At 53.1% G+C, this 23,430-nt stretch carries 24 protein-coding genes; 12 read left to right on the top strand and 12 right to left on the bottom strand.

All coding sequences use genetic code 11. The features are described from left to right. Positions 1 to 13: 13 nt before the first annotated feature. Together KZZ10_RS12120 and KZZ10_RS12115 are read right to left on the bottom strand one after the other, a co-directional pair. Entirely contained in the window at positions 14 to 301 is a 288-nt protein-coding gene (locus tag KZZ10_RS12120) for a cupin domain-containing protein (RefSeq protein WP_259661789.1), read from the bottom strand. Between the two features lie 33 nt (positions 302 to 334). Further along, the gene (locus KZZ10_RS12115) at positions 335 to 1,981 is read right to left on the bottom strand and encodes an electron transfer flavoprotein-ubiquinone oxidoreductase (RefSeq protein WP_259661788.1); all 1,647 of its coding nucleotides are present in this window, start codon (positions 1,979 to 1,981) and stop codon (positions 335 to 337) included. A 127-nt stretch (positions 1,982 to 2,108) separates the two neighbouring features. On the opposite strand from KZZ10_RS12115, the gene KZZ10_RS12110 reads away from it, so the two are divergent. From KZZ10_RS12110 to ftsB, 9 genes are all read left to right on the top strand, one after another. Beyond that, positions 2,109 to 2,552, top strand: a complete 444-nt coding sequence (locus KZZ10_RS12110) for an acyl-CoA thioesterase (RefSeq protein WP_259661787.1) — start codon at positions 2,109 to 2,111, stop codon at positions 2,550 to 2,552. 33 nt (positions 2,553 to 2,585) lie between these two features. Continuing rightward, complete coding sequence (locus tag KZZ10_RS12105) at positions 2,586 to 3,287, top strand: CoA transferase subunit A (RefSeq protein WP_259661786.1); 702 nt, start codon at positions 2,586 to 2,588, stop codon at positions 3,285 to 3,287. Between the two features lie 11 nt (positions 3,288 to 3,298). Next, a complete protein-coding gene (locus KZZ10_RS12100; protein ID WP_259661785.1) occupies positions 3,299 to 3,949 on the top strand; it encodes a CoA transferase subunit B in 651 nt (216 codons plus the stop codon). An 89-nt stretch (positions 3,950 to 4,038) separates the two neighbouring features. Further along, positions 4,039 to 4,671 carry a VTT domain-containing protein gene (locus KZZ10_RS12095; protein WP_259661784.1) on the top strand — a complete coding sequence of 211 codons (633 nt, stop codon included), beginning with the start codon at positions 4,039 to 4,041 and terminating at the stop codon, positions 4,669 to 4,671. A 6-nt stretch (positions 4,672 to 4,677) separates the two neighbouring features. After that, positions 4,678 to 6,483, top strand: a complete 1,806-nt coding sequence (locus tag KZZ10_RS12090) for an aminopeptidase P family protein (protein ID WP_259661783.1) — start codon at positions 4,678 to 4,680, stop codon at positions 6,481 to 6,483. A gap of 44 nt (positions 6,484 to 6,527) precedes the next feature. After that, positions 6,528 to 8,177, top strand: a complete 1,650-nt coding sequence (gene pyrG, locus KZZ10_RS12085) for a CTP synthase (protein WP_259661782.1) — start codon at positions 6,528 to 6,530, stop codon at positions 8,175 to 8,177. Beyond that, a complete protein-coding gene (gene kdsA, locus KZZ10_RS12080; protein WP_259661781.1) occupies positions 8,177 to 9,028 on the top strand; it encodes a 3-deoxy-8-phosphooctulonate synthase in 852 nt (283 codons plus the stop codon). The genes pyrG and kdsA overlap by 1 nt, the downstream gene beginning before the upstream one ends. A gap of 63 nt (positions 9,029 to 9,091) precedes the next feature. Beyond that, on the top strand, positions 9,092 to 10,378 hold the full coding sequence (gene eno, locus KZZ10_RS12075) for a phosphopyruvate hydratase (protein WP_259661780.1): 1,287 nt from the start codon (positions 9,092 to 9,094) through the stop codon (positions 10,376 to 10,378). Positions 10,379 to 10,422: 44 nt separating this feature from the next. Then, on the top strand, positions 10,423 to 10,809 hold the full coding sequence (ftsB, locus tag KZZ10_RS12070; protein ID WP_259661779.1) for a cell division protein FtsB: 387 nt from the start codon (positions 10,423 to 10,425) through the stop codon (positions 10,807 to 10,809). Between the two features lie 9 nt (positions 10,810 to 10,818). Here ftsB and KZZ10_RS12065 read toward each other — a convergent pair whose 3' ends face one another. After that, on the bottom strand, positions 10,819 to 11,406 hold the full coding sequence (locus KZZ10_RS12065) for a TadE/TadG family type IV pilus assembly protein (protein ID WP_259661778.1): 588 nt from the start codon (positions 11,404 to 11,406) through the stop codon (positions 10,819 to 10,821). A 96-nt stretch (positions 11,407 to 11,502) separates the two neighbouring features. Here KZZ10_RS12065 and KZZ10_RS12060 point away from each other — a divergent pair, with 96 nt between their 5' ends. Genes KZZ10_RS12060 through KZZ10_RS12050 form a run of 3 tightly spaced genes read left to right on the top strand, consistent with a single transcriptional unit; the run spans position 11,503 to position 15,316 of the window. Then, positions 11,503 to 12,714: a pyridoxal-phosphate-dependent aminotransferase family protein gene (locus KZZ10_RS12060; protein ID WP_259661777.1), complete on the top strand. Its 1,212-nt coding sequence runs from the start codon at positions 11,503 to 11,505 to the stop codon at positions 12,712 to 12,714. A 2-nt stretch (positions 12,715 to 12,716) separates the two neighbouring features. After that, positions 12,717 to 14,582 (top strand): sensor histidine kinase, encoded by a 1,866-nt coding sequence (locus tag KZZ10_RS12055; RefSeq protein WP_259661776.1) that lies wholly within the window; start codon positions 12,717 to 12,719, stop codon positions 14,580 to 14,582. After that, entirely contained in the window at positions 14,579 to 15,316 is a 738-nt protein-coding gene (locus KZZ10_RS12050) for a response regulator transcription factor (RefSeq protein WP_259661775.1), read from the top strand. The genes KZZ10_RS12055 and KZZ10_RS12050 overlap by 4 nt, the downstream gene beginning before the upstream one ends. A 26-nt stretch (positions 15,317 to 15,342) precedes the next feature. Here the strand turns inward: KZZ10_RS12050 and hslO are convergent, their stop codons facing one another. The 9 genes from hslO to holA all read right to left on the bottom strand — a co-directional run bounded on the left by hslO (position 15,343) and on the right by holA (position 23,419). Beyond that, positions 15,343 to 16,230, bottom strand: a complete 888-nt coding sequence (gene hslO / locus KZZ10_RS12045; protein WP_259661774.1) for an Hsp33 family molecular chaperone HslO — start codon at positions 16,228 to 16,230, stop codon at positions 15,343 to 15,345. An 18-nt stretch (positions 16,231 to 16,248) separates the two neighbouring features. Continuing rightward, positions 16,249 to 16,770: a gamma carbonic anhydrase family protein gene (locus KZZ10_RS12040; protein ID WP_259661773.1), complete on the bottom strand. Its 522-nt coding sequence runs from the start codon at positions 16,768 to 16,770 to the stop codon at positions 16,249 to 16,251. 39 nt (positions 16,771 to 16,809) lie between these two features. Then, on the bottom strand, positions 16,810 to 18,165 hold the full coding sequence (locus tag KZZ10_RS12035; protein WP_259661772.1) for an AMP-binding protein: 1,356 nt from the start codon (positions 18,163 to 18,165) through the stop codon (positions 16,810 to 16,812). A gap of 84 nt (positions 18,166 to 18,249) precedes the next feature. Next, positions 18,250 to 18,795, bottom strand: coding sequence for an RDD family protein (locus KZZ10_RS12030; RefSeq protein ID WP_259661771.1), 546 nt, complete (start codon positions 18,793 to 18,795; stop codon positions 18,250 to 18,252). Positions 18,796 to 18,835: 40 nt separating this feature from the next. After that, positions 18,836 to 19,012 carry a hypothetical protein gene (locus tag KZZ10_RS12025; RefSeq protein ID WP_259661770.1) on the bottom strand — a complete coding sequence of 59 codons (177 nt, stop codon included), beginning with the start codon at positions 19,010 to 19,012 and terminating at the stop codon, positions 18,836 to 18,838. A 159-nt stretch (positions 19,013 to 19,171) separates the two neighbouring features. Continuing rightward, the gene (locus KZZ10_RS12020; RefSeq protein ID WP_259661769.1) at positions 19,172 to 20,662 is read right to left on the bottom strand and encodes a THUMP domain-containing class I SAM-dependent RNA methyltransferase; all 1,491 of its coding nucleotides are present in this window, start codon (positions 20,660 to 20,662) and stop codon (positions 19,172 to 19,174) included. A gap of 9 nt (positions 20,663 to 20,671) precedes the next feature. Beyond that, complete coding sequence (locus KZZ10_RS12015) at positions 20,672 to 21,094, bottom strand: CopD family protein (RefSeq protein WP_259661768.1); 423 nt, start codon at positions 21,092 to 21,094, stop codon at positions 20,672 to 20,674. A 10-nt stretch (positions 21,095 to 21,104) separates the two neighbouring features. Next, positions 21,105 to 22,361, bottom strand: a complete 1,257-nt coding sequence (locus tag KZZ10_RS12010; protein WP_375372563.1) for a glutamate-5-semialdehyde dehydrogenase — start codon at positions 22,359 to 22,361, stop codon at positions 21,105 to 21,107. Positions 22,362 to 22,375: 14 nt separating this feature from the next. After that, the gene (gene holA, locus KZZ10_RS12005) at positions 22,376 to 23,419 is read right to left on the bottom strand and encodes a DNA polymerase III subunit delta (protein WP_259661767.1); all 1,044 of its coding nucleotides are present in this window, start codon (positions 23,417 to 23,419) and stop codon (positions 22,376 to 22,378) included. Between the last annotated feature and the right edge of the window lie 11 nt (positions 23,420 to 23,430).

Below are 23,430 nucleotides of genomic sequence, written 5' to 3'. Positions count from 1 at the left end.
AGTAACGGCGGCTTTAGCGGACTTCGATTTCGATGAAGGCGACTTCGTGTGCGCTAGCGTTGATGACGTTGTGATGTACGCCAGCGCCGCGCGTGTAGGATTGCCCGAGTTTGAGCGGAAACTCTTTGAGGCCCTCGGGTGTTTCCAAGTGCAATAGGCCGTTTGCAATCGGCACGACCACGTAGTCGTGTCCGTGGGTGTGCCAGCCAGTTTCGGCACCTGGCGCGAAGCGCCATTCGGTCACAATCACGCGTTCATTGTCGATTTGTTTAGTCGGAACTGCTTGTGGTCGTGTGCTCATGGCGTTTGCTCGCAGTGGAAAATGACAGCGTAATTACATGCCGGTGTAGACCGGGCCTTCGCCACCTTGGGGGGCGACCCAGACGATATTTTGTGTGGGGTCTTTGATGTCGCATGTTTTGCAATGGACGCAGTTCTGTGCGTTGATCTGGAGCTTGTCGGCACCTTGATCATCCTTGATGTATTCGTACACGCCTGCAGGGCAGTAGCGGGACTCTGGACCACCGTATTTTGCAAGGTTTACCGAGACTGGCACCGAGGCATCTTTTAGGGTCAGATGAATCGGCTGATTTTCTTCGTGGTTGGTATTAGAAATAAACACTGAGCTCAAGCGATCGAAAGTCAACACACCATCGGGCTTTGGGTACTCAATGCGTGGACACTGATCTGCTGGTTGCAGGCATTCGTGATCGCGTTTGGTGCGATGGATGGTCCAGGGTATATTGCCCTTCAGCAACCATTGCTCGATTCCAGTCATGACGGTACCGACGGCGCGACCCTTCTTAAACCACTGTTTAAAGTTGCGCGCTTTGTTCAGTTCAGTGTGTAGCCATGAAGACTCAAAGGCGGCTGGGTACGCGGGTAGCTCGTCGTGGCTGCGTTCTGCGACCAGTGCATCGAAAGCAGCTTGCGCGACCATCATTCCAGACTTGATCGCAGCGTGGCTGCCTTTGATGCGAGAGGCATTCAGGAAGCCGGCTTCGCAACCCACCAGCGCACCGCCCGGGAAAATCAGCTTAGGCAAGGAAAGCAGCCCCCCTGCGGTGATGGCTCGGGCTCCGTAGGCGAGACGCTTACCGCCTTCGAACGTACCGCGAATCGCTGGGTGTGTTTTGTAGCGCTGGAACTCTTCAAAGGGGGAGATCCAGGGGTTGGCGTAATCAAGGCCCACCACCATGCCCACGGCGACCTGGTTGTTGTTCAAGTGATACAAAAAGGAGCCACCGTAGGTGTCGGAATCCAGCGGCCAGCCTGCGGTATGTACAACAAGCCCTGGTTTGGATTTCGCCGGATCGATTTCCCAAAGTTCTTTAATGCCAATGCCGTAGGCCTGTGGGTCACGACCTTCGTCAAGCTTGAATTTGGCGATGAGTTCGCGACCGAGCTGTCCACGCGCACCTTCGGCAAACACGGTGTACTTCGCAAGCAACTCCATGCCTTGTTGGAACTGGTCGGTTGGCTGACCGTCGCGGCCAACACCCATGTTGCCCGTAGCGACACCGCGCACCGCGCCGTTGTCGTCGTACAAGACTTCGGCTGCGGCAAAGCCAGGGAAGATCTCTACGCCTAGCGCCTCGGCCTGCTCGCCTAACCACCGCGCTACGTTGCCAAGACTAACGATATAGTTGCCGTGATTCTGAAAGCACTCAGGGAGTAGCCACTCCGGTGTTTTGTGCGAGCCAGTGGGGGACAAAAACAAAAATTCGTCCTCAGTCACTGCTGTGTCGAGCGGAGCCCCTTTTTCTTTCCAGTCAGGAATCAGTTCAGTCAGCGCGATTGGATCCATGATCGCGCCAGACAAGATGTGCGCGCCAATTTCGCTACCTTTTTCCAGCACACACACCGAAACCTCATGGTCGCGCTCGGCAGCCAGTTGTTTGAGCTTGATGGCGGTCGCTAGACCGGCGGGCCCACCGCCGACCACAACAACGTCATATTCCATCGATTCACGTGCGGACATAAGAGTCTCCCTGCTTAGAAGGTATGATGTTCAATCGCTCGATTGTATTGCACGGCTGATGGACTTTTACTGTCTTGGTCTTGCAAAGAGCCGAAGCAACCCTTTTGCATTTCTTGCGGAGAATCCCGTGGCTGTTTCAGACGGACCGACCCTCGCTGTTGGCGATATCTTTGATATGGACGTGCCCATGCGTTGGGCAGATGCTGATCCCTTAAATCACCTCAACAACGCGAACTATTTCCGATATATGGAAGAGGGGCGAATCAGGATGTTCTATGAGGGGGGGATGGTTCAGTCGGCGCGGCTCAACCCCGTGGTGGTGCATTGTTCGTGTGACTTTAAAAAGCCCATTACTTATCCCGCCACGATCCGCGTGAGCCATCGGGTGGTGAATATTGGGCGGTCCAGTATGGAGCATGCGGTCGACTTGTCGGTCGTTCAGGGCGACGAGCTTGAGTTGTGCGCCCAAGGTAAGTCGGTCATGGTGCTGATGGACTTTGAGTCGGGTAAATCCCACCCCTGGCCGCCCGAGATCCTTCAGGCGTTGGCAAGGTCAATAAATCGTCGATAATCTCGTTTAAGCGATAACCAAGGAGCGGTTTGCATGAACAAGCTATATCCAAGCGCCAAAGAGGCGCTCACCGGGATTCTTAAAGATGGTCAAACCATCGCCGTAGGTGGTTTTGGCCTCTGCGGAATCCCCGAAGCCCTAATTGAAGCAGTGCGTGATCTGGGGACCAAAGATCTTACATGCATCAGTAACAATGCGGGCGTTGATGGCTTTGGTCTGGGGATGTTGTTGCAGACGCGTCAAGTAAGACGCATGGTGGCCTCCTATGTCGGAGAAAACAAAGAGTTTGAGCGTCAATACTTGGCGGGTGAACTCGAGCTTGAATTCACGCCTCAAGGTACCTTGGCCGAACGCTTGCGTGCGGGCGGTGCTGGAATCCCTGCTTTTTTTACAAAGACCGGTGTGGGCACCATTGTGGCTGACGGAAAAGAAATTCGCGAGTTTGATGGTGAGCAGTACATCATGGAGCGCGCCTTGGTGCCTGAGGTCTCGCTGGTTAAAGCGTATATCGCGGACCGCAGTGGCAATCTAATTTTTAGCAAAACAGCGCGCAACTTCAATCCCCCCGTTGCGATGGCTGGGAAGATTACGGTCGTCGAGGTTGAGAAAATCGTTGAAAACGGTACGCTTGAGCCGGAAAATATTCATCTGCCAGGCATCTACGTGCACCGCATTGTAATTAATGCGACACCCGAGAAACGCATCGAACAACGAACTGTTCGCGCAGCGAGCTAAGGAGAAAAATCATGGCATGGACTCGTGATGAGATGGCTGCGCGCGCAGCACGCGAACTCAAAGATGGCTTTTACGTAAACCTCGGCATCGGCTTACCGACGTTGGTTGCTAACCACGTACCTAAGGGCATCGAAGTATGGTTGCAATCCGAAAACGGCTTGCTCGGCATCGGCCAGTTTCCGCTTGAGAACGAAGTCGATCCAGACTTGATCAACGCGGGAAAGCAAACAGTCACAACGTTGCCCGGTTCGTCGATTTTTTCTTCAGCAGATTCGTTTGCAATGATCCGTGGCGGAAAAATCAACCTAGCCATTCTTGGCGCGATGCAAGTCTCTGAGCAAGGAGACCTCGCGAACTGGATGATTCCAGGCAAAATGGTCAAGGGTATGGGCGGCGCGATGGACTTGGTCGCGGGCGTGGGTCGAGTGATTGTGCTGATGGAGCACGTCGCGCACAAAAAGGACGGTACGGTTGATCTGAAATTACTACCCAAATGCACTTTGCCGCTGACGGGCGTTGGTGTGATTGATATGGTGATTACAGACCTCGGCGTCATGGAAGTGACACCTAACGGGTTGAAGTTGCTTGAGCTTGCACCGGGGGTCACGGTCGACGAGATTAAATCTAAGACGGCCGCCAAGTTAGATGTGTCTGCAGTTTGATTTATCCCCAAGACTCGGTGGCGTATCGTGGATGTAACTTGAGGTTTCGCTACAATCCACGCCACGATTCGCACACCTAGGACTTAGATATGGACCTCTTCACCAGTTTGCTAAATTTGCTGCTGCACATTGATAAGACAATGCTGCAGTTCATTGAAAACTATGGTGTTTGGATTTATGTCCTTTTGGTCGCAATTATCTTTGCCGAAACTGGTTTGGTGTTTATGCCATTTTTGCCAGGCGACTCTTTATTGTTTGTCGCCGGTGCGATTTGCGCGATGGGAAAGATGGATATCTATTTGTTGATTGCGCTGTTGACAACTGCGGCAATCGTCGGCGACGCAGTGAATTATGCGGTAGGTCGTTGGTTTGGAGCCACCCTGATTGAGCGGACTAATTTAGTCAATCCAAAGCACCTGGCCTACACGCAAGGTTTCTATGATCGCTATGGCGGTCAAACAGTGATCATTGCCCGCTTTATTCCCTTTGCCCGCACGCTGGCCCCTTTCGTTGCAGGCTTCGCTAAGTACGATCCAAAAAAGTTTGTGTTTTTTAACGTGACGGGCGCCCTTATCTGGGTCGTCTCACTGACCGTCGCCGGCTATTGGTTTGGGAATCTTCCCTTTGTCCGAGACAATCTGACCTTGGTCATCCTGTTCATTATCTTTCTCTCAATTTTGCCGGGCATTATCGCTTTCTTACGTGCGAAATTTTCTAAGTAGGAAAACATGAATGACAACACTGTTGGACCCCTTGCCGCGCTAAGAGCTGCTATGCGGGTGGCCGGTGTGCAGGCTTGCCTGATACCCTCTGCGGACCCGCATCTGTCAGAATACTTGCCGGATTATTGGCAACTTAGGCCTTGGCTCACAGGGTTCACAGGCTCGGTCGGAACGGTAGTTGTCACAGATACATTTGCTGGGCTTTGGGTTGACAGTCGTTATTGGGTGCAGGCTGAGGCCGAGCTTGCCGGTTCAGCTGTCACACTCATGAAAATCGGCGTAGCAACGGATCCAGCGCACACGCAGTGGCTCGCCGAACAACTTCCTGTCGGCGCTGTTGTGGCCGTCGATGGTCGGGCGCTTGGCCTCATGGCACGCGAAGCACTCTTGACTGCCTTCGCGTCGCGTCAGATCAGACTTGTGATTGATCAAGATTTGCCTGGTCAGTGTTGGACTGCAAGGCCTGCCTTACCAAGCACGCCGATTCGTGATTTGCCTGTTGAAATCGCAGGCCAGTCTCGACGTGAAAAGCTTTCGCGTGTCCGTGCTGTCATGCAAGAAAAAGGTGCGCAATGGCATGTGCTGTCAACACTCGACGATATCGCTTGGCTTTTGAATCTGCGAGGCAGCGATGTTTCGTTTAATCCGGTTTTCCTTGCACATGTTCTTGTCGGGTTGGAGGGTGTGACCCTCTATGTATTGCCTGGAAAGGTGGATAGCACCTTAGCGCGTACCCTAGCTGCCGATGATGTTGAAGTTCGTCCCTATGATTCGGCCGGCAGTGAGCTGTCAAAGCTTGCACTTACAGATACGGTTCTATTTGATCCAGCGCGTACAACGTGCGCGCTGATTGATCAAATCGTTGCCAACACGGTGCGTGCGATCAATCCAAGCACGTTCTTTAAGTCGCAAAAGACTGAGCACGAGCTGAGCCACGTGCGCCGCGTGATGGAGCAAGATGGTGCCGCACTATGTGCTTTTTTTGCGTGGCTCGAGCATGCAATTGATCGAGCTGAAGGCGCCGAGCTCAACGAACTAATGATAGATGAGCGCTTGACCGACTTGAGAGCGCAACAATCAGGCTTTGTGTCGCGCAGTTTTGGCACGATTGCCGCGTTTAATGCCAACGGTGCAATGCCGCACTACCGTGCGACCACTCAATCCTATGCGCTCATCCAAGGCAATGGGCTGTTGCTCATTGACTCTGGGGGGCAGTACCTTGGTGGTACAACAGATATCACTCGGGTCGTACCGGTCGGTCAGGTAAGTCCAGAGCAAAAGGCTGATTACACCGCTGTGCTCAAGGCGATGATCGCCTTGTCGCGGCTGCGCTTTCCAAGGGGCATCGCTTCTCCGATGCTCGATGCCGTGGCACGGGCGCCGCTTTGGGAAAGATTGGTTGAATACGGCCACGGTACGGGACACGGCGTGGGCTATTACTTAAATGTCCACGAAGGTCCTCAGGTGATTTCTTACCGCGCCGCGCCTGCCCCGCACACGGCGATGCAACCCGGCATGATCACATCTAATGAGCCGGGTCTCTACCGCCCGGGCCGTTGGGGGATTCGTATCGAAAACCTGGTCTGTAATCAAGCGGCCGGATCGTCTGAGTTTGGAGAGTTTTTGCAGTTCGAGACGTTGACCCTTTGCCCGATCGACACGCGATGTATTGATTTGGCTGAAATGCGGACAGATGAGGTGGCCTGGTTGGACGCCTACCATGCGGAAGTTCAACGCCGGCTTGCACCCAAAGTCTCTGGTGCTGCCCTCAATTGGTTGCTGCAGCGCACACAGCCTTTAGGGCGGGTATAATTCAAATTTCCTGCATGCGCCCCATTAAACAGGGCGTTGATCACATGACCAAATTCGTATTTGTCACAGGTGGTGTGGTGTCCTCGTTAGGCAAGGGCATTGCCGCCGCGTCTTTGGCCGCCATCCTCGAATCGCGTGGCCTGCAGGTAACCCTGCTCAAACTTGATCCCTACATTAACGTCGATCCGGGCACCATGAGCCCGTTTCAGCACGGCGAGGTGTTTGTCACCGAAGACGGTGCCGAAACTGATCTAGACCTTGGCCACTACGAGCGATTCATTTCGTCCAAGATGCGCAAGGTCAATAACTTTACAACGGGCCAAATTTACGAATCCGTTTTGCGTAAAGAGCGACGCGGTGATTACTTAGGCAAGACCGTGCAGGTCATCCCCCACATCACCAATGAAATCCAAGATTTCATTACACGAGGTGCCGAGCAGTCATGGGACGGTGCAACGGATGTCGCAATCGTTGAAATCGGTGGAACGGTGGGCGATATTGAGTCCTTGCCTTTCCTGGAGGCCGCACGCCAAATGAGCTTGCGACTTGGTCGGAACAATGCCGCCTTTATCCACTTGACGCTGGTGCCCTTTATTGCGTCGGCCGGCGAGCTGAAAACCAAGCCTACGCAGCACTCTGTGCAAAAACTGCGTGAAATCGGCATCATTCCTAATGCATTGCTGTGCCGCGCAGACCGCCCGATCCCAGATGAGGAACGGGCCAAGATTTCTTTGTTCTCGAACGTGCCGCTCGACGCGGTGATTTCAGTTTGGGATTCAGATTCCATTTATAAAATTCCCTCCATGCTACACAAGCAGGGGCTCGACAACCTTGTTTGCGAGGCGCTTAATTTAAATCCCCCGGCCGCCGATCTCTCAATGTGGGATAAGTTGGTCTATTCGCTTGAGCATCCTGAGCGTGAAGTGCGCATTGCAATGGTGGGAAAGTACGTTGACCTGACCGAATCCTACAAGTCTTTGACTGAGGCGTTGATCCACGCCGGCATTCACACCAAGTCGCGCGTCAATGTTGAGTACATCGATTCAGAAAATATCGAACAGCATGGTGTGAGCGTGCTCAAGCCGTTTGATGCCATTCTGGTGCCAGGTGGGTTCGGCAAGCGTGGTACCGAAGGTAAGATTGCTGCCATTCGTTATGCGCGTGAGTACAACGTGCCCTATCTTGGTATTTGTCTAGGCATGCAGTTGGCCGTGATTGAGTTTGCCCGCCATGTTGCTGGTTTGACAGACGCCAACAGCACCGAGTTCGATGCCGTTTCGCCTCATCCAGTGGTTGCACTGATTACGGAATGGCTCGACCGGGAAGGGCGCATTGAAAAGCGTGACGAGCAATCCGATTTGGGTGGCACGATGCGTAAGGGCTCGCAAAAATGTCCGGTTAAGGCCGGCACGTTAGCCAGTAAGATCTATGGCCCCCAAGTCAACGAGCGCCACCGCCACCGTTACGAGGTCAACAATGTCTATGTGCCGCGCTTAGAAGAAGCCGGTCTAGTCATTAGTGCTCGCACGCCAACTGAAAATCTGCCGGAAATGATGGAGCTGCCAAACCATCCCTGGTTTGTGGGTGTGCAGTTTCACCCAGAGTTCACCTCGACACCGCGCGATGGTCACCCGCTGTTCACGAGCTACATTCAGGCGGCCTTGACGCATCAGACACAACGCAAAGGGTCCTGATGAAGCTGTGCGGATTTGAAATCGGCCTAGAGAAGCCTTTTTTTCTGATCGCAGGTCCCTGTGTGATCGAGTCTCGCCAAATGGCGTTCGATACGGCAGGGCAGTTGTTGGAAATCACAGCCGCTTTAGGTATCCCGTTTATTTATAAAAGTTCGTTTGACAAAGCCAACCGTAGTTCGGGCACGTCGTATCGTGGTCCAGGTATGGACGAAGGTTTGCAGATTCTGGCCGATGTCCGCGCAAGCTTGAAGGTTCCGGTCCTTACAGATGTGCACGATAAAGACCAAGTGAAAGCGGTCGCCGCCGCTGTTGATGTCTTGCAGACGCCAGCTTTCTTGTGCAGACAAACTGATTTCATCGAGGCCTGTGCTGCGAGTGGCAAGCCAGTCAATATCAAAAAGGGACAATTCCTTGCGCCACATGACATGGTGCAAGTCGTTAACAAGGCGCGACACGCCGCACGCGCGGCTGGAGTCCCTGAGGACATCATGGTGTGCGAACGTGGAGTTTCGTTCGGATACAACAATTTGGTTTCGGATATGCGTTCATTGGCCATCATGCGCGAGACACAGTGCCCTGTTGTGTTTGATGCCACGCATTCGGTTCAGTTGCCAGGTGGGCAAGGTACTTCGTCCGGTGGACAGCGAGAGTTTGTACCCGTCTTAGCCCGAGCCGCGGTAGCTGCTGGTGTGAGCGGTCTGTTTATGGAAACACACCCTGATCCTGCGAAAGCCCTGTCCGACGGTCCTAATGCGGTGCCTCTCGGGCAAATGAAAGCGCTGCTAGAAACACTACTTGATATCGACCGCGTTGTGAAGCGCAATGGATTTCTGGAGACTCAGTTCGCTTAAATCTGGTCGTCAATATTAATTTACAAAACTATTGAATATTTTTATCTTTCGGGAACTAGAGAAATGAGTGCAATCGTAGACATCATCGGTCGTGAAATTCTTGATTCGCGCGGCAACCCCACTGTTGAGTGCGATGTGCTGCTTGAGTCGGGTGCGATGGGCCGTGCGGCCGTGCCATCCGGCGCGTCGACGGGTAGTCGTGAGGCGATCGAATTGCGTGATGGTGATAAGTCGCGCTACCTCGGCAAGGGCGTCTTGCGCGCGGTTGAAAATCTCAATACAGAAGTGTCTGAGGCGCTGATGGGCTTGGATGCCCAGGAGCAAACTTTTCTTGACCGCACCTTGATTGAGTTGGACGGTACCGAAGGTAAATCCCGCTTGGGTGCTAACTCTATTTTGGCGGCCAGCATGGCTGTTGCCCGCGCAGCTGCGGATGAATCAGGTTTGTCTTTGTATCGGTATTTTGGTGGTAGTGGCCCGATGAGTATGCCTGTGCCAATGATGAACGTCATCAACGGTGGAGCGCACGCCAACAACACGCTCGATATGCAAGAGCTGATGATTTTGCCAATTGGCGCAACAAGTTTCCGTGAAGCACTGCGCATGGGCGCTGAAACATTCCATGCACTCAAGAAGATTATTAACGATCAAGGCATGTCTACCGCCGTTGGTGACGAGGGTGGCTTTGCGCCAAACGTTCCTAATCACGAAGCCGCGATTCAACTGATTTTGCGTGCGATTGAAAACGCTGGATACGAGCCAGGTACGCAAATTGCCTTGGGTCTGGATTGCGCTGCGTCTGAGTTCTATAAAGACGGTAAGTACACGCTGCACGGCGAAGGTGGGATTTCTTTGTCATCTAAGGATCTCACCAGCTTGTTGGCCACTTGGTGCGACAAGTATCCAATTATCTCGATCGAAGACGGCATGGCCGAAAACGACTGGGAAGGTTGGAAATATCTGACGGAGCAGCTTGGTCGTAAGGTGCAGCTAGTTGGTGATGACTTGTTCGTGACCAACACCAAGATTTTGAAGCAAGGGATCGATCAGAAGATTGCGAACTCGATCCTCATCAAGATCAACCAAATCGGCACCTTGACGGAAACGTTTGCAGCGATTGAAATGGCTAAGCGCGCAGGCTATACCGCTGTGGTGTCGCATCGCTCTGGGGAAACCGAGGACTCAACTATTGCTGATATCGCGGTCGCGACCAATGCGATGCAGATCAAAACAGGCTCGCTCTCGCGTTCAGACCGCATGGCTAAGTACAATCAATTACTGCGTATCGAGGAAGAGCTGGCAGAGGTTGCAACCTATCCTGGGCGTGACGCTTTCTACAACTTGCGGTAACCGGGTTGCCGCAGCTGTTGGCTGTGGCAAGACACTGAGGTGCTATGCGTCTTTTGTTTGTCGGATTGTTATTGCTTGCTGGCCTGATCCAATATCCCTTGTGGATGGGTCGGGGTGGCTGGTTTGATGTCTGGGATCTGCAGATGAAAGTCTCTGACCAGCGTACCGTCAATGACGGGCTGGCTAGTCGTAATAAAGCTTTAGCTGCCGAAATTGAAGACTTGCGTACTGGCACCGAGGCCGCAGAAGAGCGTGCACGTTCTGAATTAAGCATGCTCAAGCAGGGTGAGGTGTTTGTGCAGGTGTTGCCCGCTGGCGTTAAGGCACCAGACGTCAAAGCGGCTCCACCTCGACCAGGTGCGAAGCCCGCGCAAACGCCGGCGGCTACGACCACGGCCCCAACTCCACGACCCACCGCAACGCAACGCTAGCTCCTGCTTTTAGTCTGGAAGCTCGCTTTGCATGAGAACCTTGTATTCCACCACGACGGGAATAAAACCCGCGGCGCGCGCCTGTGCCAGTTTTGCGCAAGCAGGTCTTGTGGGTTTAGTGTCTCGGCGATGCATTGCCTTGATTGCAGCAGCCACCCATGGTTGTTTGGGTGCATATATATAAATGAGCCTTAGGTGTAAGACCGTGTCAGGGGCGTGCTCCCGACGGGGATGGGTCCTGACGCCTTGGGTACTTGCTTTGCCGGTGCGCGTTGGGGAGACGATCTCGGCACAAAAGGGCTCCAAGCCAGAGCGTCGGGTCAGTTGTGCATGGTTTGTTTGGCTCCGTCTGCTCGCGTAAGTCAGGCGCACGCCACGGGCCAGGACGGGATGCCAATGCGTTGGATTTGCCCGAGTGACGGCAGCAATGCGTGCTGCTTCCTGGAGCGCTAGGCTTAAGAGATATCGGATTTGATGGACCTGTGCAACCTCGAGGCAGAGGCCCGCGATAAACAGCACGACTAATAGCCCTAAAGTCGTTTCGATGAGTGCAGTACCTTTCTGGCTGAGTCTGGTCCGGCTTTTGTTCGTGGGCATCTGCAGAAGTATTTACCTTTGTTAGGAAAAGGTCGATACGCAGAAGTTCGCTCCTCGAGGCTCGGGTAAAATAATGCAACTTTTCAAGGACTAGTAATGACTTCGCCCAAAGACGCTTTCCCCTACATTCCTGGCATTCGTTTGTTGCATTCGCCTGGTCCCTCGAATGTCCCGAAAGCCGTGTTGGATGCGATGACAAACCAGCCGATCGATATGGGTGATCCGCGTGTCGACGCCTGCATTGATGCATGTGAAGAGGGATTGAGGGCGTTGCTTAACGCGCCCTCTGCTGAGGTTTTTATGTATGCAGCAAATGGGCACGGTGTCTGGGAGGCCATGATCGTCAATTTGTTAGCGCCTGGACAAAAAGTTCTGATCCCTGGCACGGGCCACTTTTCTGATTCCTGGGCTCTGATGGCCGAAGCAATGGGAGCCGTCGTTTTGCGCACGCCCTATCAAGAGGGCTATCCGATCGATTTGGCTGCTGTTCAAGAGGCGCTGCGCGCCGACACCAAGAACGAAATCGTCGCTGTGTTTGCCGTACACACCGATACGGCAAGCAGTACGACAAGTGATGTGTTGGCTCTACGCAAGGCGATGGATGCAACCAAACATCCCGCTCTCTATGTTGTGGATGTTGTGGCTTCTCTGGGCGCTATTCCCTTTGAAATGGAAAAGTGGGGTATCAATGCGGTGATCGGCGCATCGCAAAAAGGGTTGATGGTTCCACCTGGAGTCGGCTTCTGCGCAGCGGATGCGCGTGCGATGGAAGTATGTGCAGCAAATCCTGCACCACGGTTTTACTGGGATTGGTTGCGCCGTCGTAAAGGTCCCTCGTATAGCCGTTTTTGTGGCACAGCACCACAGAACTTATTGTTCGGCATGCAGGCATCGTTCGGGTTGATTCAACGGGAAGGTGTGGCGAATGTCCATGCGCGTCACGCGCGCTTGGCGGGCGCTGTGCACGCGGCAGTGCAGTCCTGGTCTGAGGCAGGTAATCTGCAGTTTCTATGTCGTGTTCCAGAAGCACGCTCCGTGTCGGTCACTGCGGTGCTCGTGAAGCCCGGAATTGATCCTGAACTTATTCGTAAAACAGCACGCGATAAGTTCCAAATACTTATTGCAGGAGGGCTTGGGCCCTTTGCTGGACGGGTATTCCGTATCGGCCATCTTGGTGACTTGAATGCTGCAATGATTCTTGGTTGCCTGTCCGGTGTTGAAGCTGCAATGCAATCCCTAGGCATTGAGGTGGGCGAACGCGGTGTGCGCAGTGCAGTCGAGTACCTGGCACGTACTACGGACAAATAGACGTGTTTTTCAAGAGGCTGCTGGCGCTTGTCTCGTTGAGTTTGATTGCTTTTTGCGCGCAGGCGTCTGATCTTATCCGCGAACGTGGGATTTATATCGACGCAACAGACACGCTAGGTATAGAAGAGGTTGTTGGAAAAGAGTTTGGCAGATTCAATGGTCTGCTTCAGCGTGGCTTGACGCCCAAGATCCGTTGGATTCGCTTGAGTATTGACAAAAGCGCGACGGCTGACACGTCTGCCGTGTTAGTGCTTGGCCCCCACTATATTGCCGAGATCGCCTTGTATGAGCGACACCAAGGAGGCTGGGTCCAGCGCTTTGTCGGCGATCGCTATCCTAGTCAACAGGTTGGTTGTCCGTTTGGGCAGTACTGTTTTTCCATTGAGTTAGATCAGCTAGAGGGCAACGAGCTCTACTTGCGTGTCGCCACAACGAATGGCTACTACGTAACAACCAAGCTTTTTGATCGAACCGCGCTTAATCAAGAGAACACAGATCTGGCGCTGAGTGCCGGCTTAGAGTGCGGCGTATTGCTCGCACTGATCGTTTTGTCTGTGTTGTTGTTCTTTAGTGGCGGTGGAATGCTGGCCGCAGTTTTTTTAGCCACGCAGACGGTGGCGCTGTTACTGACCATGTCTGTCTTGGGCGTCTACACGCAATTTCTTACGTCCGAGACCGCATGGGTTGATAATTTTGTCTTCAATGTGCTGTATGTTGTTCGTCTGTTCTTTTCGCTTTTGTTGTCACTGGCATTCTTTAAAAATTTAGTGGCGCCTGCGTGGTATCTGAATCTCGCGCAAATCATCGTTGTTGTCTTTATCGTGCAGTTTTGTTGGTTGCTTTTCGCGCCGGTTTCACTCACCGCTTTGGCGTTTAACTTCACTTTTGTTATCTTTTGGCCCATGGTTTGGCTCATTGCCCTTTGCCAGGCAAGGATCCGCCCAACCATGCATCGTGGTTTGATGCTTCTTTTGGCAACTGTAATGATTTTCATGCTTTGGGCGGATATGGTGCCTGCACTTGGTCTAACCCAAGTTGATCGCATGCTTGTGCCGGGGAATTTTGGCGGACTTGTCGTTTCCATTTTTATGTCGTTTCTAGTGGCGAATGAAGTACGTATTCGACGCTTGAATAATCAGAATGTTGCGACTGAGCTCGCACGAAGGCAAGCGCGTAATGCGCTCGAACATCAGCAGGTTAAAGAGCGCAGCATGATGATTGATATGCTTACGCATGAACTCAAAAATCCACTTGCGGCAATTCGGATGGCGGCTGGCTCATTAAAAGTTAGCCTTTTGCAGTTGCCTCCTGCAGAGACGTCTGAAGCCAATGAGCGAATTAGCAGCATGATTCAGGCAATTCACGGCATGAACACAGTGATCGAGCGCTGTGTTCAAGTTGACTCCCTGGATCAGAAAAAAATAGCGTTTAGGCCTGAGGAGCTAGACCTTGAAGATGTTCTGCAAGATGCGCTGCGTGAAACGACGGACCCCTCTCGAATCACGCTGCATGTCGCTTCGCCAGGTCTGGTCTTTAATACCGATCCTAGTCTTTTATCAGTCGTAGTCGCTAATTTGTTAGATAATGCACTGAAGTATTCTCTACCGAAGTCCCCGATCACAATGACGGCAACTTTAGATGATGCGGGAGTTTTTACCCTTGTTGTAGAGAACATAATTGGTCCATCTGGAACTCCCGACCCTGCAAGCGTTTTTTCTAGATACTATCGAGGGGAGCATACGCACGCATCCTCCGGAACTGGCCTCGGTTTATACCTAGTGAAATCTATCTGTGATATTTTGGGGGGCGAAGTGACCTGCCGACATACAGTTGAAAAAATATATTTTTTAGTAACACTTAAATCATGATTGGCGAAAATACTAGTGCTCTGGCGGTGCAAAGCTTACGCATCGCGCTGGTTGAAGATGATCCCCTGCTGCGCAAGGAGATCCACTACCATTTAAAACAACAAGGCTTTATTGTCTACGCGCTCGATAGCGGCTTGTCGCTTGATCAGTTGTTGTTGACAGAGCCCATTGATGCACTCGTTCTTGACTTGAATTTACCAGGTGAAGATGGCTTGTCTATCGCCCGGCGGATGCGTATTGGTATCCCATCAGTTGTCATTATCATGCTAACTGCTCGCACCGCAATACCAGAGCGTTTAAAAGGTTACGAGGCCGGCGCTGATATCTACTTGAGCAAGCCGATTGCTCCAGAGGAATTGACGGCAGCGTTGCTGAGCCAGTATCGCCGTGCGCAGCAAAATAGCGTCCCCTCGCCGTCCCTCATGCTGTCGCTCCAACACCTCTCCTTAACCTCCACAACCACTCAGCAAAAGGTATATCTCACCAATAGCGAGAAGGTGTTTTTGATTGCCTTGGCGCAAGCGACACATCACTTACTTGAAAGTGAGGTGATCTGCGAAATCCTCTGCCAGCGTGCCGGCGTGACCAACATCGGGCGCCGCTCACTAGAAAGTCTCGTGAGTCGTTTGCGAAAAAAAATTGCGACAGTGATACCACCCGATGCGGAGTCTCCGATCAAAGCGGTGTGGGGTGTCGGTTACCAGTTGTGCGTTCCAGTGGATCTGCAGGCCTAGCCTTCTTGTACACGCAGAAAATAGCGTTAGTGGACTGCAGAGAATAGTGTGGTCGCTTGCGCCGAATCGAAAGTGTAGGGTTGCCCACAGAATTCACACGCGATATCGATAGTATCGCGTTCCTCAAACATGTCCTGCACCTCTGCTTTTCCGAGCATACGCAGCATATCGGCCACTCTTTGGTGAGAGCAAGAGCAGCGCCAGGTAATACCGCGTGGCTCAAAGGAGTGAAGTACCTCCTCCCAAAATAAGCGATGCAAAATCGTATCGCGATCGACACTTAACATTTCCGCTTGGGTAAGCGTTTGTGCGAGATGTTGTGCTCGCTCCCAGGACTCTTGTGCAGTCGAGAGCGCGACTTGTTGGTTCCCCCCTTGCACCGGAAGGCGTTGTAGCAGTAATCCAGTGCAGTACTGCGAATCGGCAGCAAGCCATATGCGTGTCTCGAGCTGTTCTGACCGCAACATGTATTGTTCAAGCGCTTCTGCAATCGTGTCGCCCTCTAGAGGAACGATGCCTTGATAAACCTGGCGCCCAGGCGTGTGTTTGGGTGGATCCAAGACAACGATAAATTTTGCGGTACCACCTGGATTTACTAAGGACTGTAGGGTGGGGATGGTGGGCAGAGCGCGTTCGCGCATTTTGATAGTCGCTCTGACACTTAGGTCGGCTCGACATTCGACCACCATCAAGGCAATGGCACCGTCACCTTGCAGTTGCAAGAGTAAAGACCCATCAAATTTCAAAGTTGCCGACAGTAACGTTGCGGCAGCGACCAACTCGCCAAGCTGGGCAGCGACGCATGGAGGGTAGGTGTGGTGTGCCTGTGCGGCGATCCACGTTTGCGTCAGCTGCACCGACTCAATGCGGACACTGCGGTCTTCAAATAAAAACTTTTTCAGAGTGTCAGACATGCAAGCCAGAAGAATGTGTTAGTCCAAGCGCTTGAGCTGTTGGCGGAACATCTGACCGCGGCGCGCATAGTTTTCAATATTATTGCGAATTGTCGCAATTTCTTCTTCTGATAACGTGCGCGTGATTTTTCCGACGCCGATCACTAAGCTGCCATCTGGGATCTCACGGCCCTCGGGAACAATGGCGCCCGCACCAATCAAACAGTTGCGACCGATCTTGGCGTGATTCAGCACAATGGCTTGCATGCCAATCAATGATCCAGAACCAATCTGACAGCCATGTAACATTGCCTGATGGCCGATAGTGACATGGTGGTCAATGATAAGAGGGACCCCAACGTCAGAGTGCAAGACACTACCTTCTTGCACATTGCTGTGATGACCAATGTCAATTACCGTGTTGTCACCGCGGATGCTGACGTTTGACCAAATGCTCGCATGTTCACGAACAATGACATCTCCGATGATGTCCGCAGACTCAAAAATGAAGGCGGTTGGATCAATGCGTGGAGCGAGGTCGCCGAGTTGGTAAATCGCCATGATGAATAAACCCTGTAAAGCCAGTAGAAGAGTCGCAGTTTACCCGACTGCTTTAGGCTTGCTTGCGAGACGGCTACGGCGTCCGGCAAACCAAAAGTACCCGTCGGAGTCTTGTTGAACCAGATCTCCGGTGCGCCACCATCCTGTTGTGATGAACTCAAGACTTGCTGGTTCATTACGCCAATAGAGCAGTGGGGTCACTGGGTCTGGGTGATCAAAGGGATCATGACGGAAGATCGCTAACTCGCCTACTTCGCCTGGTGTTGCGGGTGTGCCATCTTCCCGCAGAACAACCACTCGGTGCCCGGGATAACAGCGTCCGAGGCTACCGACTCGTTTGGGCCACTTTTGATTACTATCGCCCACAACACAGGCTAGCTCTGTTTGACTAAAGATCTCGTTGGGGATAGTGCCAAGTACGTGTTCGCACCAGGCAACCACTGGCGCGCTCAGAGTCTCCTCGCAACTTGCAAGGTGCTTGAGTGTGGCGAGCTGTGTCACACTTGCCCTAGGTAGGTGCGCTGTCCATTGTTTCAAAATGCTAGCCGGGAGTAGTGCGTGACTGACGCGATAGCGTTCGATCAGAGCGGGTACTTGATCCAGACCCAAGGGCTCACAGACCCCGATAAGGGGTACACCGAAATACAGAGCTGGCAGTACTCCACAAAACAAGCCACTCGCGCGAGACCAGTCTATTGGTGTCCAGAACGCATCAGCGTTGGCGGGAAACCAGTTTTGTGATGCAACAAAACCAGATAGGTTTCCCATCAGAGTTGAGTGGGGCAATAGAACGCCACGTGCAGGACCTGTTGCTCCTGCCGTGTACAGCAAGAGTGCGGGGTCGTTTGCTGCTGTTTGCACCGGCTTGAATGTATCAGACTGTCTAATCAACAAGCTGCGCCAAGGTAATACGCGTTCATCGGGGACATCAATCCCAACTAATTGGGTCAGCTTGTGACAGCGCTGCAAAATCGGCAGTAGGTTATTTGCGCCCTGGGTATCGATCAGCGCCACGCGTGCTTCCGCATCGCGCAAGCGATATTCCATTGCCTTAGGAGCAAGCTGGGTAGAAATCGGTAAGACTACCGCGCCGATGCTATAGATCGCGATGTGCGCGATGACTGCCTCGGCCCGTTGCGACATGATGACGGCAACACGGTCGCCACGTTTGACGCCCATTTTCAACAGGCCATTTGAGAGTTGGTTGGCTGTTGCACCCAAACGCTCGTAGGTCCAGACGGCGCGTTCGCCACAGGCGTTTTCTGTCAGCAGGGCGATGCGTCGCGCATCGGCTGAGCTACTTGTCCAGCGATGACAGCACTCCTGACCAATATTGAAATTGGCAGGTACTTGCCAGCGAAATGATTCGCACAATGAAGCGTGTTGATCCAACATCCTGAGTGTTCGGTCTGTTTCAGACCGTAAGCATGGCGCAGCCTGCTGAATGGCGCAACAAAGACCTGCTCGGCAGAGTCAAAACTAAGGGTTTTTACTTATTTGAACACTGACTAAACGGGTGCCTGAAAGCTTGTCGTGTAAAAACTGGCAATCCTGGGTAAGCCAGGTAGGTAGGAACACTAAAAAAGGCGTCACTACGATAAACATAAGAAAGGCAGGCCAGCCTGATAGGGTTGCTACAACCCAGATAAGCGCTGTGCCAGCCAGTGGGATTGGCCACATCAATGCATAACGGGTGAGCATTTGGCGCCACGTCAATGCGCCACCGTTTGTGCTTTGAAGCCGAATGTGCCAGGCTTTCATGGGCAGCGTTTGCCCGTTGCGACGCCAGCAGATCAAAAAGTACACACCAATGGCGAAAAAAAGCCATACTTGGCGCGTTCCACGTAAAACTAGAGCGTGTCGACTTTGGGTGAGGGTGTCAAAGAGATAGCCGGCTAGAAACGTCACGGCAAAAAGCAAGACGCCCTCGTACATCATGGAGGCAAAGCGCCTGCATCTGGAGGGCGTCGATCCGCTGGCTTGCGCCTGCTGAGAGTCTAGTGTTGGTTTGGGGCTCGCATTCATGACGGGCATTATCCCGCACTTTCGCGTACCCCAAACCTCTTTAGACCATGTCGCGCATGTTGGTTTGCGCGCGAGCCCGTGCGATGAAAGTCGCGGTGCTGCTAACGAGTTTGCCAATGCTGCGCAACGGGCGAAAACGGAATTGCTGGTCAATGGCTTTGGCCAACAGGTCGCGTTCGAGCGTATCGGTCAAGCGTACGGTATTGGTGGTTTGCATGATGATTTCCTGTCTGGATTAGGGATAACCCTATTATCAGGGAAAACCCGAATCTATGCAACCGAAATCAAGGGATAACCCTACACCCCGCCCAAATGTTGCGTTGCGACAACATTTTTCTGAGAAATTGAGGTGGCCTCAGGCGTTCGAACCCCAGGTTTAGTCGCGGTAGCTTGCTGCGACAAGTTCGAAGTTAAAGAGCCTGCAATCAAGCGCTCCGTTAAAGACAGGAGTGCGTCGGTTGGCCTTAAGACGTAGATGCTTGGGGAGGTCGAGGTCAGAGGTAATAATGTTGACCTGCCAGCCCGCGAACTCCCGCTTGAGGTTTGTCGCCCATTCTCGCCAGAACTCTAGATCTTCTTCATCTAGACGCTCACCGTAGGGGGGATTGGTGACTATCCAACCCGTCGGGGCGGGTGCGGTAGCGTCTCGTGCGTCACCCAGTTCAAAGCGGATAGTGTCTTCTGTCAGGTACGCGCGCTCGGCATTACGCTGCGCCGCTTCAATGGCGAGCGGATCAGCGTCAATCCCAATTAACGGCGTCTCGAGCTCAGGGAGAATTCGGCTACGTGCTTCGTCTTTGACGTCCTCCCACCGACTTGCATCGTGATCGCGTAAGCGTTCGAACCCGAAAGGACGTGTTATGCCCGGAGGAACGCCTAAGGCGATCCATGCCGCTTCGATCAGTATCGTGCCGCTGCCACAGAAGGGGTCAAGCAAGGCAGCCTCTGGGTCCCAGCCTGCCAGGGCTAAGATACCTGCTGCGAGGTTCTCGCGCAGCGGTGCGTCGCCTTTGTCTAGACGCCACCCGCGTTTAAACAATGATTCACCCGATGTATCTAGGTAGAGCGTCGCGGTGTCGTGTGACAAAAATAGATGCACGCGTGCATCAGGGCGAACGGTATCAATCGAGGGGCGTTCTCCCTCTAGCTCTCGTAAGCGATCGCATATGCCGTCCTTTGCACGCAGGTTGCAGTACTGCAAGCTTTGCATCGGACTCTTGACTGCCGAGGTGTCGACCCGCAACGTATGTTCTGCACCGAACCAGCGTTCCCAGGTAACGCTGCGGGCGAGTTCAAGAATATCGTCCTCCCTTTGCACAGGTGCTTGTCCTAGGCGCACAAGAATGCGAGTCGCGAGACGGGAGTACAGGTTGGCTCGCTGAATGCCTGACCAGTCCGCCATAAAGTGACAGCCTGCTCGTGTGGCGCTAACACCGTCATAGCCTAGCGCGTTGAGCTCCGCAGCAAGGGCCTCTTCAAGCCCCATAGGGCAGGGCGCAAAGACATGAAAATATTCAATATCATTTCCGTGTGGCACAAATAAGGTGGTCTGTGGCACAAATATTTTTTCTTCCGTATGACGAGTGTCTCTCACTTGCGGCAACGCTTTGGGACCACTGCTTCGAGGAGAGCGCGTCTTTGGTGGTGCTGCCGTATAGGTTGACGTAAATTGTTCGTCTTTCGAGGCGACGACCTCCGTTGGGGTCTCGACCGCTCGTTTAACTTTGTCTTTTGCGAGTTTAAGTTGTGCGACCTGACGTCCGCGTGCACCAGCGCGCAAACGAGGTTTATCATCACGCGCACTTGGCGAAGCAACGGTACGTTTTTTTATGCTCAGCGTGGCACGCTTTGAGTCCTGCTCAGACATAGTGATTCTTTAAAAAGGCTTGACCACGACAAACGCTGTCGCGGCAGTCAGGATCAATACAGGAGCTTCATTGAACCAGCGATAAAAAACATGTGAGTGCGTGTTGCGACCCGCTTCAAAATTACGCAGCAATACTCCGCAACCATGGTGGTAACCCAACGCTAGAACAACAAGCACCAATTTGGCGTGCATCCAGCCATTGCCGGGACCTCTTCCGATCCCATAGCCAAGATAAAGCCATAAACCTAGAGCGATTGCTGGAACGGCAAGAATCGTCATGAAACGAAACAGTCGACGAGACATGCCGATCAGCACTTTTTGTGTCTGCGGATCCTGCTGCTGCGCCATATTGACAAAAATACGTGGCAAATAGAACAAGCCAGCGAACCAAGAGGCGACGAACACAATATGAAAGGTTTTGATCCAGAGCATGATGCGTGTCTTATCCTCGGATTTGTCCGTTGCCTTGCAATACCCACTTGAGCGTTGTGAGACCTTCTAAGCCGACAGGCCCGCGTGCATGTAAACGGTTTGTTGAAATGCCGATTTCTGCGCCTAGACCATATTCAAAACCGTCGGCAAAACAGGTGGGTAAATTAACGTAGACCGAGCTGGAGTCGACCTCTCGTTGGAACTGTTGTGCTGCCTGAATGTGCTCTGTAACAATCGAGTCTGTATGACCAGAACCCCAGCGTGTGATGTGGTCAATTGCATCCGCGATCGAATCCACTACACGTACCGCCAACACGGGTCCAAGATACTCGGTAGCCCAATCCTCGTCGGTTGCAGCAAGCGCGGAGGGTAAGAGCGCCTGGGTTCTCGAGCAGCCGCGCAGCTCGACGCCGTGCGTGATTAAACGTTTACCTAGTGTCGGTAAAAATACTGTTGCGATGTCTTGATGGACTAATAACGTCTCCATCGCGCCGCAGACGCCATAACGATAAGTCTTGGCATTAAAGGCGATCTCGGCCGCTTTCTCTAAATCAGCATGTTTGTCTACGTACACATGGCAGTTGCCATCTAGATGTTTGATCATCGGCACGCGCGCTTCATTCGCTAATCTCTTGATTAACTCTTTTCCCCCGCGTGGAATGATGACGTCAATGTAGTCCGTCATGGTGATCATTGCACCAACGGCAGCTCTATCCGGTGTCTCTACCACTTGGACGGCGTGCTCTGGCAACCCCGCGGTATTGAGGCCCATACGGATGATTTTTCCGAGAGCAAGGTTTGAGTGCAGAGCCTCACTGCCCCCGCGTAAAATGGTGGCGTTGCCTGACTTCAGACAGAGCGCAGCTGCGTCAATGGTGACGTTTGGCCGTGACTCATAAATAATCCCAATAATGCCCAGCGGCACCCGCATTTGAGCAACCTGCATACCGTTTGGACGTACCGTAGTGGCCGTCAAGCTGCCAACGGGGTCTGCCATATGGGCGATTTGACGCAAGCCTGCAATCATCGTGTCGATACTGCGGTCCGATAAGGTCAGGCGATCCAGCAGTGGCGCCGCTAACTGCTTGGCGCGACCCGCTTCAAGGTCAATGTTATTTGCTGCCTGAAGGCTGCCGCGTTGCGCATCGAGCGCGTGCGCCATCGCTTCTAGGGCCATTGCCTTTTGTTTGTCCGTTGCGCGCAGCATGGCGTGCGATGCCTTGCGCGCCTGTTGTCCAATCTGCTGCATTGATTCTTGTATGGTCATGATTAAAGTACTCGTTATGGCCTAACGGGTGAGACAGCCACGCGCATGGCCAGGCGGCTCATTTCTTCCCAGGGGTCTTGGAGACGACCCGTCACATGCAGCCCTTTGATTAATCGGTCGACTTCGTGAGCATGCTGAACAGCAGCGGGCCAACTGCGTGCGGGAACACGAGCAATTGCTTCACGCGCCAAGCGTTCGTGTTGCCCAAAAATACGTTGTGAGCGTAGCACGGTCGCCATGTCTTGTCCTGTCGCGGCCGCCTGCGCCGCACGTGCAAGCGCGCGTATCTCCTCACCAACAGCCCAAAGTACGAGCGGTAGCGCTTCACCTTCCGCTTTCAGACCTGCCATCATCCGCAACATTCTGGGAACATCTCCAGACAACATCGCATCACGCAGTCCAAAAACGTTGTAGCGCGCTACATTCATGACAGCTTGTTCGACCTGAGCCGCATCAAGCATTCCCGGCTCAAACAAGAGACCCAGCTTTAGGATCTCTTGGTGGGCGGCTAGTAAATTGCCTTCGACTTTGTCGGCCAGCCAGCTTAAGGTTTCCGAGCTAGCTTGTTGTGATTGCTTAGCTAGTCGTTTGGCAATCCACTGCGGTAATTGTGTTCGCTCGATATTTGGCATGTCGAGCACCGTTCCTGCCTTGAGCAGAGCGGTCGCCCATTTGCTGTCGCGTGCAGCCTTGTCCAGTCTAGGTAGGGAAACGATTGTTAGTACATCCCCATCTGCCAGTCCTGCGCAGCGTGCGGCCAAGGCTATCAGAGCGTCTGCCCCTTGCTTGCCCGGTTTGCCTGTGGGTAGTGCTAATTCGACAAGTTGCTTGTCGCCGAATAATGAACCACTTTGGCTCGACACGCTTAGCGTGCTCCAGTCGCTACGCGCATCCATTAAGAAGGAAGTGCGCTCGAGATATCCGCCAGCCTTAGCGATTGCACGTAAGGCGTCAGCCGCTTCGATCGTGAGCAAGGGATCGTCGCCGATCACGACATAAAGGGCCGCTAGGCTTGCACCTGGGCGGCTGAGGTTTTCAATTAGGCGTTCAGGATCCACCTAGCCCCCAG

This window comes from Zwartia hollandica (assembly GCF_019923725.1).
In the GTDB taxonomy this organism is placed as follows: domain Bacteria; phylum Pseudomonadota; class Gammaproteobacteria; order Burkholderiales; family Burkholderiaceae_B; genus Zwartia; species Zwartia hollandica.
This window is presented reverse-complemented; position numbering and strand designations above follow the sequence as displayed.